We start from the raw sequence: 13,762 nt of genomic DNA on the forward strand, positions 1-13,762 counted from the left end.
TCATCACCCGACTAAGTACTACCTAATTTAGTATCGCCCAATTAAGTGTGCCGTCATTATATATGGTTATGGCGCTGATGGATACAAGGGCAGCGAGTAGATATTTGTCGCCCTAAAAACGCTGTAAGACGTGTTAAAATAGTGCAGTTAACCTCAAGATATTATATTGATAAAACCCTATCTAAGTACCAAAAGAGACTCTGCATGACCGTCAAGCCGTCCATTCAAAATAGCAACGCTAATCCTGTGCCATCAAACGATACTGTTTCGAACGGTACTTTTTTAAACAGTGCTATGTCAAAACAAGACAGCTCTGATCGCTTAAATGTCGGCAATACCGTCTATCACTTAGCAGATCATACGCCGATGATGGTGCAATACCTGACCATGAAAGCCAACTATCCACAAGCACTGCTGCTGTATAGGATGGGCGATTTTTATGAGCTGTTTTTTGATGATGCCAAGCGTGCCGCACAGATACTAGATATCACTTTGACTCGCCGTGGTACAGATAAATCAGGTAACATGATTGCCATGGCAGGAGTTCCATTTCATGCTGCCGATAGCTATATGGCACGCTTGATCGCTGCTGGGCAAACGGTGGTCGTCTGTGAGCAGATAGATGAATCAGCTACTGACAGTACGAGTGATAAACCCAATATCCCTGCGATGGGCGATAAGCAAAAGAAAGACAAGAGCAAATCTGGTGCTGGCATTATGCGCCGCGAAGTGGTCAAAACACTTACAGCGGGAACCATTACTGACGATGCATTAATTGCGCCCAATCATACGCCTACGGTCGTCGCCATTGATATTGCCATGCCTAAGGCAAATAGCAAACAACCCATGCAAGCGGCTATCAGTCAACTGGACTTGGCAGCTGGCACGCTGACGACACAGACCTTGCTTACCAGCAGTGATGATATTAAAGAGCTGCAAGCCCAAATGCTCACCGTGTTGGCGCGCTTTGCTCCTAGTGAATGCATCATTAGTGAAGCACTTAACGATAGTATCAGTGATATTGGCGGTACTGATGCAGAGTGGCTGCTGTGGCTGCGTCAAAATCTAGACTGCCCTATCATAGAAGTCGCGGCAAATGACTTTCATCGCGAGCATGCCAGCGACACGCTTTGTCAGCAGTTCGAAGTTCAACGCCTTGATGGATTAGGAATTCATAACGCACCACTGGCACAATCTAGTTGTGCAGCGCTCATTCACTATGCACGCCAAACCCAGCAGCGTCATGTGCCACAGGTCAATCAGCTCATTGTCGAGTACAGCGATGACTACCTCATTATCGATGCCAATAGCCAACAAAATCTTGAACTGTTTACGCCTGTTAGTAATAGCGGCACCTCATTGATATCTGTACTCAACCACTGTCAGACACCCATGGGCAAGCGACTACTGGTACAGCAAATGAAGCGCCCACTGCGTCAGCATTCACGTATCAACATGCGCTTGGATGCAATCAGTAAGCTATTACATACGGAGCAGTCGGCAACCGAATCGGATGCAGACTTAACATATAGATCGTTAGTCACAAATCTACGCGACACCCTCAATACCATCGGCGATATCGAACGAATCAGTAGTCGTATCGGGCTAATGAGCGCCAAGCCTCGTGACTTACGTAAACTCGCCGACGGGATTGCCAGTAGCGCGCAGATTACCACCCTACTCAACGAGTCAGGTATCAGTCATGAACAGGCTGGATTATTACCAATGCTCATGCAGCAATTACCTGCTCAGCTCTCTGCCGTCCAATCGGTAGCCGAGTTGATTGAGCGTGCCATTGTCATTGAGCCGCCCGCACACATTCGTGATGGTGGTATGTTAGCCGCAGGCTATGATGATGAGTTCGATCGTCTTACCCATCTGCATGACAATATCCAATCGACGCTAGATGAGATGGTTGAGCGCGCCCGTCAAGATAGCCAACTGCCCAGTTTAAAAGTAGGTTTTAATAAAGTCAGCGGCTTTTACTTTGAGCTGCCCAAGATGCAAGCAAAAAATGCGCCTGCTCACTTTATCCGTCGGCAAACACTGAAAAGTAGTGAGCGTTTCATCACTGATGAGCTAAAAGACGTCGAGACAGAATACCTAAGCGCACAGTCTTTGGCTTTAGCCCGTGAAAAGCAACTGTATCAAGAACTACTAAACCAGTTAAACAAAAACTTAGCTGAACTACAACAGCTGAGTGCAGCTATCGCCCAAATAGACGTACTAAGCAACTGGGCACAGCTTGCGACGACTTATCATTGGCAGCGTCCAATCATGGGTTATGAGGCAAAAGATAAAGATGAGTCGATAGCCAATGAAACCAGCATTGATATTCGTCAAGGTCGTCACGTGGTGGTCGAAGCGGCATTAAATCCTGCTAATACGAATGCAAAGGCTATGAATACCACGCACAAGAGCCACTTTGTCGCTAATGATTGTGCGCTAGGCAGTCTCGAAAGCCCTGAGCGACTATTGATGATTACTGGGCCTAATATGGGTGGCAAATCCACCTATATGCGCCAAACGGCACTGATAGTTCTATTGGCTCATTGCGGCAGTTTTGTGCCAGCTGAGCATGCACATATCGGTGATATTGATCGTATCTTTACGCGTATTGGCTCAGCCGATGATTTGGCAGGTGGCAAATCTACATTCATGGTGGAGATGATCGAGACGGCTAATATCTTGAATCAAGCCACCAGTAAATCATTGGTACTGATGGACGAAGTCGGGCGAGGTACAGCGACCACTGATGGTCTCGCCATTGCCCATGCTTGTGTCAATCGCTTGATGGAGATTGGTTGCCTGACATTATTTGCCACCCATTATTTTGAGCTGACCCAATTGGCCGAAGACTTAACAGAGAACGGTGAAACTCATCACGCTAGCATTCGTAACGTCCACGTCGCCGCCAGTGAAATCGATGGTCAATTATTATTACTTCATCAAATAAAAGAAGGCGCAGCAAGCTCCAGCTTTGGGCTACATGTCGCAAAAATGGCAGGTATTCCCACGCAAGTGCTGGATGATGCCAAACGCTACTTGGTCAATCATTTAAATATAGACGCGATTACAGCTAAAAACACAAAAATCATTGATGATAAAAATGAATTAGCTAAGTCAGTAACGGATAAACGGCAATTAGCCTCTCTATATAACGGACAAGATAATGGCCAAGTATCAGATACTATCAATGTTAATGAAATCCAGAAAAACTACGATATTTCAGAACAAAATCAATTATTTAGTCTGCAAGATGAGCTAAGTACTATCGATCCTGATAGCTTAACGCCCAAGCAAGCACATGATTTACTGTATCATCTGAAAAAGATCATGAGTCATTAAAGAGAATTGTCAAACCGTCGTAAAGGCGCTAAAATACGAGTTATTTTCTAGCGCTTCTATTTAGCCCCATCCAATAACAGGTAGACCTCACTATGACCTTTGTCGTTACAGATAACTGCATTCTTTGCAAATACACCGACTGTGTGGAAGTCTGTCCTGTGGACTGCTTTTATGAAGGCCCAAACTTCCTCGTCATCGATCCTGATGAGTGTATCGATTGCGCGCTATGTGAGCCTGAATGTCCGGCTAATGCCATCTTCTCAGAAGATGAAGTACCAAAAGATCAAGAGATGTTCACTCAACTCAATGAAGAGCTGGCGCAAAAATGGCCAAATATCACTGAGATGAAAGGGCAAATGCCAGAAGCCGCTAAGTGGGATGGCGTGGAAGGTAAGATTCAGTATCTAGAGAGATAAGCAATACTCTAAAATAGCACAATGTAATGTATTGAGACAATAAAAAACCACCTAATGGCCATCAAATAAAAGGGCTGTTAGGTGGTTTTTTATGGCGTATAGAATACGTTAGCTCTTTTATTAAGCGAGCAATTACAAGCTATCATTATAGTCACATGAGTTTGGTAGATATAGCGATTCTATATTACTAACACAGCTCCAAGAGCCATTACTGGTGCGTAGCCATGCTACTTTTTTACCCGCTATTCTCGGATTTACTTGCGTAGATACTGTAGCAGTGATACGAGTAGTCAATGTCAGAGGATTTGTCATCTGTGCCACGCCTGTATTATTTGGTAAGACTACACCTACCTGTGAATCGCCTGCTATCAGATTAGAAGCTGATGATCTTGGATCGCACTCGTCTGTACCTAAACCAATAACGGTTCTACCCGTTTGTAAGCACTCTTCTACTGATAGTCGTAGCTGGCCTAATTCATTTATCACTCTTGTCGCTTGAGTTTTACCAATATAAATCTGATATTGTGGTATAGCAATCGCTGCTAAGATGCCAATAATAGCCACTACAATCATTAGCTCAATAAGCGTGAAGCCAAGCTGAACAGCAATGTGATAGTTTTTGATAATTAACATAGTAGTAGCCAAATTTATAGTATCACTCTTTTAGGTGCAGACTTCATGCCATTCACTCTAGACTGATATAAAGTAACCCAACATGTTCAAAGACTATGATCTATTCAATCAACTTTAGTTATCATTTATCCTATAAGAACTATTGTTGAAAGCTTATAAAGTAATTAGACACAAAAAAGCCAAACAATATGCTTGGCTTTTTCTTCGCTTTAATATGATCTAAAACACACGCACTATCATCTAGATTACGATGCTGTACAGCCTGCTGGTGCGTATTTAGCTTGTACTTTAGTAGTACAAGTCCATGAACCAGCAGCATCGCGTGTCCAAGTTAAAGTATTTTTATTTGCTTCTTGTAATGTTTTAGCAGCACCAGTCCCAAATGTAGCTACAATTGGAGTAGCTTCTATTAGGGCTTCATCATTGTTACCATTTGCATCAGGAGCCTTACCTACCACTGTTGTTGCTTGTATATTAGAAGTAGTAATACCTAGTGGACAAGCTCCTTTAGCTCCCTTGCCTTCATTAAGGCAAGTTTCTACTGCAGTTTTAACAGATGAAGTTTCACCCATCGCACGGCTAACTTGTGACTTAGCAATATAGTTCTGATACTGAGGAATAGCGATCGCAGCTAGGATACCGATAATAGCAACAACGATCATTAGTTCGATTAAGGTAAAACCTTTTTGGATATTAGCGTTCATAATCATGTCCTTTAGATATATATCGAAGATAGAAGCGAGCGTGCTATTTTATCTTCAGTGATGTGAGGTAGTCTTTCTTATTTTAATTGTTGCAGGTAGTATGCCAACTTCATAATTAAAGTGATTACCTTCATTAAATGTTGGAATAAAACTCATATCGATGTCTAAAAGTGACTTTTTTCTTAAAAAGACCCTAGATCGTCTATAAATGTTACAAGAAAGCTACTAAAAATTGTCAGTTTGGTATCAAAGTTCGTAAAAGATAAAGCTAACTGACAATTTTTGTCAATAAAGGTCTTTTTCTAGCTAGCCATTTATTTGTTCCAGTCTTCGCCTGTGCCACAAGTACTAGCCTTGCATTTAATGCCTTGATAATTGAGACTCAATTTGCCATCACTACTCATCTGTGTATTGGTTTTAGGAGTTGCTGTAATTACCCATTTGGCAGTTAAAGGGTTAGGCGCAATTGAAACTGTATACAATACTGTACCTTGCTTGGGGAAGTCACCGCCCAATCCTGTGACAAGCGCATTACCATAAGACCCTTGGGCAAGCTTACGACTTTCGATCTCAGAGGCGATGTTATACATCTCACTCATCATATCCGTACGCTTGGTCTTAATGACGTAACGCTGATAGTTTGGATAAGCGATGGCTGCCAGTATACCTATGATAGCGACCACGATCATTATCTCAACCAGTGTAAATCCTTTATTAGCTGTGGGTAGGTCTGTCATCATGATTAGGATACTCGCTGTCTCAATGTAGTCGATGCAGTCATCATATATAAATTCACTTTCCTACCTACTATGCTTATCCCTACCATATCTGTTGTCCAGTACCGCAGTCAGTGGAGGCAATGGTCACCGTCCTATCTGTGCTCTTACACTGTGTCCCAGTACTGCTAGTCATGATGATACTGGCATCTTTGGTCACGCCTGTACTATTAGGCTCAGCAAGCATCCGCCATGAGCTGCCTGCTGTAGAATAAGTAGTGGTAGTAGGTGCTAGAGTGTTACTAGTACTGCCATCAACCAGAGTGATTTTATAGCGATAGCTAGTGGCATCACTGCCTGACGGCTCGTAAATGGTTTTATTGTCAGTACTATCATATGCACGAGTGACCGTACCATTAGAGGCAATTTTTTTTGGTTGAAACCCTTTGTAAGTCAATGCAGTGGCGCGCCAGCGATTCATTTCTAGCTCGATTTGTTTCATTCGAGCTTGTGCTTGCGACTCAGCATTTCTGACGACGTATTGCCGATAGGAGGGAATCGCAATGGCCGCCAAGATACTAATGATGATAACCACTATCATCACTTCAATAAGTGTGAACCCTCTTTGCTGTTTCAGCACTGCATTATTCATAAGACTACCTTCTCAGTCTACTTCATACCAAGTTTTTGGCTGTAGTGTAAAGCGTTCGTTGAATATCATCTCAGGTGCTGTACCATTGCCCAACGTTTGATCTGATGATGTAAGACCTTGAGCCTCATCGAGCAAGCTATTGCCACTTTTACTACCATCTGCACCAAAAGCCAATCTGTCAATCAGACGCTCGTTCAATGTCTGTGTTCCGATTAATAGACGCTGGTTTGATAATGTCGAGCTACGTGGGCCAAGTGTTAGCTCTTGAATCCCTTGACCTGCTCTCACAAATCCAGCCGTGCCATTCTTTGAGCTAGCATCAATACAGATACCATAGGGCAGACAATACAGCTGACGCTCTGAGCCACCAACGATTGTGGCACTACAAGCATTGGCTGCGCCATAGCTCATGTCAGGATTATAAACAGTGGTATATAAAAAATTGTCAACAACTTCAGATTTTCCGATACCTTTGGTATATCTAACATTGTCAAAACCATCAAATCTAGTCAGCGGATAGTACCAACCATTCCGAGCACCAGTTTGCATCGTACTGATGGCGGCATTTTTTTGAGCCAGACTGAATCCTGCAGCCGAACCGCTGCCAATCGCTGCCGGCAGCTGGGCTAGGTTACTATCGCCCAGATCGACTACTTTTTGGCCATTAATATTGCTAGTGCTTGTAAAGTTACTGGCATAAAAAACATCATTTGATTTAGTGATATCACTATCTATAATGCCGTAGAGTCTATCGGCATAAGCGGTAGTATTGCGTATCTTAGACAGTGGTGAGCTGCGGTCACCTGAAATAAGGTTGACCAATGCAAACAAATTACTGCTACTTGAATTACGATAGAAGCTGACCACTGGGCGCTCATAAAAGCGATAAGCATATTTTTGACCAAGTAAACTAGTATGTGGGTTCGTGAGAATACGAGTCACTCTGGTGTTACTAAAGCCAGATTCGGGTGAGCCTGTCCCTGTGGTCACTGGTTTCACAAAGCCTGCATTGGTAAAGTCAGCACGGAATAACTGGCCACCTAAATCTGCAAAATAGAGATGATCCATAAAACCATCATTGTCACGATCTAGTGGGGTGATGCCGCCCACGATGCTGTTTTTCATATCACTAACGACTTTGGTAGCACCACTGCTACTCGATGCTGACCATATCAATGCACCTGTTTTGGCATTGATGATATAGACGGCATTACCTTTTGCCGGTGATGTCAATGTCAGTGCACAGCCACCCAATGTAGAGTCAATCAATCCCACTTGAAAACTTTCGTTTTCGTAACACATGTCATAACCACCACCAAACACTAGCACATCGGTGCCCTTATCTGAGCTGCTGGTTTTGATTTTTGCTTTGGTTGGCTTAGACCAAATTTGTCCCATGCGACTAAAACCTGATGTCGCTGGTGTGATCGAAAACATCATACTAGGTTTGTCTTTATCTGCGAGATCCAGACCATAAAATGCCTCTCCGCCCATGCGCAGACCACCATAGGCAAATATGCCGTTATTACCACTACTATCGATTGAGACTCGTTTGTTAGCAAAGTCATATTTATAGTCAGCACTGACCAGCCACGGTGCGTCAATACCAAAGTTAGGCGAGCCTATGGCAGTTTTAGTACTGTCTTTAATGAGAGCATCTGACTTGCTAGAGTCTTTGAGAATCTCACGCGGTATAAACACAAAGCGCTCTTTTCCACCATCTCCTGCATTGCTATAACTGTCTGCATTGACCAGATGTAGACCACCTTCCGTTGAGCCAAATAATACATAGTCATCGCGTGTGTCTGTGACTTTACCACTGTCATCTAACGTCGCAGAGTAAGAGACAGAAGCTGGCGTAGAGTGTAGCGTTGCGCCAACGACTTTGATAGGTGCAGTCACATTTGCCGCTGTCAGTGTCATGTCTTTGACTGCTGTGGCAGTGCTTGGCAAGATATCAAATCCCAAGAAGTTGAGTAGCTTTCTTAGAGTCGTTTCGGAATAAGTCGCTGTGTCATTGAATTTATTACTGTTAGACAAAGCATTACCATCTAACGTAAATTTCCCCGCACTGTTGACACCAACCTTCCTGAGCATTGTTGCCTGACCTGTTGTGGTTGTCCAATCTTCGACATATAGTGTTCTGACTGAAGCCACACCAGCAGCAGGTGTGTTTAGCTGTGCATAAAACCCACCAGACTCTACTTTATCATTGGCATTGTTATAATTTTTGTCAGACCATAAATCTTGGGCCGTCTCGTTTAGCTCACCTTTTATATTTTTAAATAACTTGGTGTTGCTTTTACCATAGAGCGTCCCTTCGTTTAGGCTATATTTTTTCATATTGCCTTTCCAAATAACGGCATTATCCGCTACCGTCGGCTGTAGAGTAGGATAATAGGCAACGGCAAGCTGACTGTCAGCGCGATAAGGATCGTTCGGTATGATAATGGTACCAGATGGTGTAGAAGGTAAGCTTTGGTCCAAGTCTTTTACAAAAGATAAAACACTGTTTACCACATCGTCTGTCGTTTGGGCAGCATAAAAACCACCTTCACCAAACGTACCCACATTAGGCAGTGCTGCATTGGATTTTGCACCCCAATTGCAGGCATTTTTTGCATCTACGGCTGTTATTTTTTCACAATTATAAAACTCACCTGTTTTTGGCTCCCCTCGCGAATCTACATAAGATAGCTCACGGATTATTCGATCTGCTGGGTTAGGTTTGGCTGCATCAGCGACTCTATCCACATTGAACACAGAACCAAATCCAACCACAGCGGTCAAAATCTCCATATTTGGACCCAATGGGTTTAGCGTTGTACTACGCAGTGCTTTTGCAAATGCCCCTACCTCAGGCATACCACTCCCCGAAGTATCAGAACCCTTAGGTAGCGTGCCTGAGGTAGGTAAGCTAAATAATGCCCCTTTTACTCCTAGTGCAGACTGCATCATAGGTAATGGTGCTGGAGAGCTGTTTGGCTCACCATCTGTCAAGAAATAAATACCGCGTCCATCACAGCTGGCATTATTTGAGGACAATGGGCTCACATAATTTGCGCCAGATTTAGAGCTTGAAATCGACTTATCAAAGCCACTAAATCCCCAGTCTTTAGCACTTTGGGTTTTGTTTTTTGATAAGCAAGTACCGCTGGTATAAGCACCACAAGCTGCAGATGTATAACCGGATGTACTGGTAATATAACTACTACTGTAATAGCTTACGCAACTTGTGCCTCTCCATGAAGCGCACTGATAATATCTACTTCCACTAAAATTCACATATTCTTCTCTTGGCTTTGTGATCGTGCTAGCAGTAGTATTGCCAAGCATATAAGCCCCTGCCTCTGCATAGGCATTGGCCGTTGGTGTACCGTTCTCACCCTGCAGATTGGCAACTGCTGTTTTGATGGCTGTACGCTGAGCGGTAGTGACCAATGCGGCTGGCACCACTATTTTACCGCTACTACCGTCACCACCGTCGTATGTATTACCACTGTTACTTTGCGATGAGAACTGACCTATACCGATAGATACTTTTGTTGCATCTAAATCTGAGCTATTCATTAATGTAAAAATCGCATCTTTGAGTCGGGTTAGACGATCATAAGTAGGGGAATCATCTTTGAAGTAGTAAGTACTACCATTATTAGTTCCACTTGCAAATCCATTGGTTGATGGTTGTGTTATTCCGGTACTACATTCTGTTTCTCCAAAACTAAAACTACCTAAAGTATTACTTTCTCCGCATCCATACCAGTCATTACCTTTTTTGCGATAAAAAAACTTTCTAGTTTCACAATATACTCTAGGATAAGTTGAAGAACTATCCGTTTTGACTCCATTAGAAGAGACTCCATCAGGTAAGTCACAAGCACTAGACCCCACAACAAGTGAAGACATACTGCCCGATGTATCGAGCATCATGGTAATAGTGATCTTGCCACCTTCAGCTGCCTTATAAACCTCTAAGTCACCGATTTTTTTGTTTGCCACGTCTGCTTGCGACAGCGGTATCGTTATCATTGACGCCATGACAACGACCAGATACTTCAGTGGTGACACGGTTTTTTGGGTCTTTGGTGTTGCGTTGTCAAGTCGTTTCATGACCTCTGTCCTTATAGTAGAGTCGCATAATGGAGCAGCAAATTAGGGTGTTGTTGAGAGTACGCATTTTGAATTCATCGAGCCTTTACCATAGGGAATACATAAAGTCGATGAAGAAAGGTTCTCAACGTCTGCTTGCTCGTATAGCATTTTGCTTGGGGTACCCGCAGCCAACATACAGTCATCGAGCGATTTTTTGCCAGTAGCAACGTTTGCCTTAATACTGGTTTGATCAAAGCATTTTTCGCTATTCACTTTGGGTTCGCTATACGCTGGTAATGCTGATGATGCTCGGATATCAAACTGGTAACGTTTACTGGTTCTGTCTAGTATCTCTTTTCCAATGACCACATGTTCGAATACTGGTGTATTGGGATTGGTCGGAGTGATCGTCACGCTCATCTGTGTCATCACAGCTTGCCTTTCACTGGTATAATCGCCAGCGGTACCATAATCACATATACCACTATTTAGACTGCTCCAATAGCCACCTGTTGCGACTTTAACCGTTGCATTGGCGGCTAGGTACTTTTTGGTACGGGGGTTGAAGCAGTAAATAAATTCATTAGTGGCATTGTCAGGATTTAATAAAAAATGACCGAAGACACCAGATGCACTCGTCACATCACGATACTCGTCTGAGGCAGAACTGCCATTGATCATCATTTCAAGTTTTTGGTTAGCACTATCAGATGATTGCAACAGTACAGTATTGATCTGGTCGCTAGTGGCAACCTTAAGATCAGTGTTGCTTTGTTTAACCGCAATCACTCCAGCTAACATGATGAGTACTAAAAACAGCAACACTACGATCAACGTTGCGCCGCGCTCTGCACTAGGTGGCTTCATGTTCATGCTCACCTGAGTGCTGGTTTGAGCTAGTGACTGCTGATGGTTATTCATGTGCGTGTTCCTGCTAAGTAGTGAAAGCTTAGGGCTATAAGGCAGTGCTCACATCAACCACTCGTGCGTTACGTAATAGTGTGGTTGACTCATAAGTCGTACGTACTTGCTTTTGGCGAGTGGTATCTGTTTTTAGTTGGTGTTCTTCACCAAGTAAGGTAAATTTAGATTGATCATCACTACCTATTATTGGCGTTGTCCCGTGTACGATAATACCAAGCTTAATAGAAATAATAGCAGGCGGTGTGGGCATCAATAGGTAAGCGCTACTGGGCAGATATATCATTTGTCCATAAGTCGCAGCTTCTTGAGACTGTACCCCCAACAGCACTTTGAACTGATCGACATTTAACACAAACTCTTGTCCTGCCTGCCCAAAGGTAAGCGAGCTGGTTGCAGGACTGATGACTTTTATATCACCTGCTGTATTTAGTCGTCCTGCATCACAAGCGAGCACAAGGTTTTGTATCGTGCCACTGCCTGTACTGCTAGTTGATTTCCGTAAAAAATAACGCTCTATCGCGATGTCATTGACAGCCACATCTGCCCCTTCACAGTCGCTTATAACATTAGCAGTAATATTGGTATACTGCATCGTCAATTGGTCACTACCGATACCCATATTAGAGATGCCTGTCCAGCCATTGGTACCACTGGCACTATCACCTGCACGCCGTGTCAAATAAGCAGTATTAGTATATGGCGATGCAGTGACGCCGATATTTGCGCCTGTTAGCACAACACCACCATTGTTCGTGGTGCTCGTCAGTTTAGTCACTGGATTGCCCAAATTGGCAATACGGATTTTCTTTTCGAGCTGTTGTAGTCCAAATATACTCGCATCTTGCAGCTCACTGCCACTGGCTTGGATACTGCTGGTCTTTACATTAATGAGATATATTTGGATGACAGCAGCAGAGACTAGCAACCCTAGAACCAAGGAGATCATCAGCTCTATCAACGTAAAACCCTTTTGCTCATGTGAGCTGGATACATAACTATAGATAGATGTCATCAGTAAGCCTCCATAATAAAGCACTCAGAGCCGTTTTTATAAGTGCCATCAGCTTTAGCACATGCTTTATCTATCGTATCGCTGAGGTCGACCGTTGTATCACCCCAACTTGCAACAAAACATTGACGCTCTTGCTGGCCTGAAGTACCTGGACAGCCATTAGGCACCAGTCCAACATTGATGCTATTGGTAGTGGCATAGTCTTTGATCACGAGTGCATCACGTGTGGCAAGCTGTGCTGTCGTACATAGCTCTGCTGCTGTCGGCAAAGTACTGGCTGTTTTGATACAACTGCTCTTTGTAATACTTTTACCATCGATACTGACCGTCGTTGGTGTACCATTTATAGCTGTCTTAAAAGCAGGCATGCCATCAGGATTGGCCCGCATAACTTCAGCGCCGCCTCTCATGATTGTCAAAGAACGGGTACGCATCAGGCTCTCATCAGTCGCCTTTACGGCCGCCATTTGCATCGCGGTAAACCCTAGCACTGCCATCGCCAACAACAACAAGGCAACCAATACTTCTACTAAACCCACACCATGCTGTTGGCTGATGTTTTTCATGTGCAACTGCCTCCAAGAGTTTGAGTAATGGTTGCTAAAGCATTTACCGAAACCTGTCTAGGACTAGTACTCGTATTGCTATCACAAACGGTATAAACCCGCTCATCTGCGATCTTAGTAGGGCGAAATTTAATCGCATTGGTGGTAGATTTAATGGTGCTTCTGGCATCATATGTGTATGTCGCCACCACTTTATCACTTGGATCCTTGACACTTATACTACCTGAATCCGCTGATCCACTCTTATTGGTATAAGTCATTGTCAGTATTTGACGACGTATGATGCTTTCGACCTTGGCTTCTCTGAGCGCTGTATTTAAGGTTGCTGCGGTCGATTTGGCACGCTGATTGGCAATCTGCAAACTGATATTGGGCGTCGCAATACCTGCAATAATAGCAAGCACAGCAATCGTCACCATCAGCTCAATTAAAGTAAATCCTGAGCTGGTTGCATGAAGCTTAAGTGGTCGACTGTTTAAAGATGCGCTCACATCATATTCCTATTTATAACTGCCATTATGTATCTGATATCGTGATTAATTTAGAGCCAATAACAAACATGTTTTACTTTATAAGTATTACTTATTTGTATACTGACTTACTAAATAACCTGCAATTTTCGTTCCATCGTATTTAATGATGATATTGTCCATAAATTGCTGATGATAAGCATATTGGCAATATCGTGAAAAATTATTG

General features: G+C 43.4%; 11 protein-coding genes. 2 read left to right on the plus strand and 9 right to left on the minus strand.

What is annotated here, in order from left to right:
• Positions 1-204: 204 nt before the first annotated feature.
• Together mutS and fdxA are read left to right on the plus strand one after the other, a co-directional pair.
• Entirely contained in the window at positions 205-3,348 is a 3,144-nt protein-coding gene (gene mutS, locus I6E86_RS00835) for a DNA mismatch repair protein MutS (protein ID WP_197174667.1), read from the plus strand.
• A 92-nt stretch (positions 3,349-3,440) separates the two neighbouring features.
• On the plus strand, positions 3,441-3,764 hold the full coding sequence (fdxA, locus tag I6E86_RS00840) for a ferredoxin FdxA (RefSeq protein WP_194363584.1): 324 nt from the start codon (positions 3,441-3,443) through the stop codon (positions 3,762-3,764).
• 132 nt (positions 3,765-3,896) lie between these two features.
• Here fdxA and I6E86_RS00845 read toward each other — a convergent pair whose 3' ends face one another.
• From I6E86_RS00845 to I6E86_RS00885, 9 genes are all read right to left on the minus strand, one after another.
• Positions 3,897-4,397: a pilin gene (locus tag I6E86_RS00845; protein ID WP_197174668.1), complete on the minus strand. Its 501-nt coding sequence runs from the start codon at positions 4,395-4,397 to the stop codon at positions 3,897-3,899.
• 245 nt (positions 4,398-4,642) lie between these two features.
• Entirely contained in the window at positions 4,643-5,101 is a 459-nt protein-coding gene (locus I6E86_RS00850; protein WP_197174669.1) for a pilin, read from the minus strand.
• Positions 5,102-5,415: 314 nt separating this feature from the next.
• The gene (locus I6E86_RS00855) at positions 5,416-5,841 is read right to left on the minus strand and encodes a type IV pilin protein (protein ID WP_320158510.1); all 426 of its coding nucleotides are present in this window, start codon (positions 5,839-5,841) and stop codon (positions 5,416-5,418) included.
• Between the two features lie 79 nt (positions 5,842-5,920).
• Positions 5,921-6,469: a prepilin-type N-terminal cleavage/methylation domain-containing protein gene (locus I6E86_RS00860; RefSeq protein WP_320158511.1), complete on the minus strand. Its 549-nt coding sequence runs from the start codon at positions 6,467-6,469 to the stop codon at positions 5,921-5,923.
• A 12-nt stretch (positions 6,470-6,481) separates the two neighbouring features.
• Positions 6,482-10,579, minus strand: a complete 4,098-nt coding sequence (locus I6E86_RS00865) for a pilus assembly protein PilY (RefSeq protein ID WP_227680462.1) — start codon at positions 10,577-10,579, stop codon at positions 6,482-6,484.
• Positions 10,580-10,621: 42 nt separating this feature from the next.
• A complete protein-coding gene (locus I6E86_RS00870) occupies positions 10,622-11,482 on the minus strand; it encodes a pilus assembly protein PilX (RefSeq protein WP_227680463.1) in 861 nt (286 codons plus the stop codon).
• A gap of 34 nt (positions 11,483-11,516) precedes the next feature.
• A complete protein-coding gene (locus I6E86_RS00875; RefSeq protein ID WP_197174670.1) occupies positions 11,517-12,497 on the minus strand; it encodes a PilW family protein in 981 nt (326 codons plus the stop codon).
• The gene (pilV, locus tag I6E86_RS00880) at positions 12,497-13,063 is read right to left on the minus strand and encodes a type IV pilus modification protein PilV (RefSeq protein ID WP_197174671.1); all 567 of its coding nucleotides are present in this window, start codon (positions 13,061-13,063) and stop codon (positions 12,497-12,499) included. Before pilV ends, I6E86_RS00875 begins: the two co-directional genes overlap by 1 nt.
• Positions 13,060-13,554 (minus strand): GspH/FimT family pseudopilin, encoded by a 495-nt coding sequence (locus tag I6E86_RS00885; RefSeq protein ID WP_197174672.1) that lies wholly within the window; start codon positions 13,552-13,554, stop codon positions 13,060-13,062. The genes pilV and I6E86_RS00885 overlap by 4 nt, the downstream gene beginning before the upstream one ends.
• Positions 13,555-13,762: the final 208 nt, after the last annotated feature.

Source organism: Psychrobacter sp. SWN149 (assembly GCF_015864565.1).
Taxonomy (GTDB): Bacteria; Pseudomonadota; Gammaproteobacteria; order Pseudomonadales; family Moraxellaceae; genus Psychrobacter.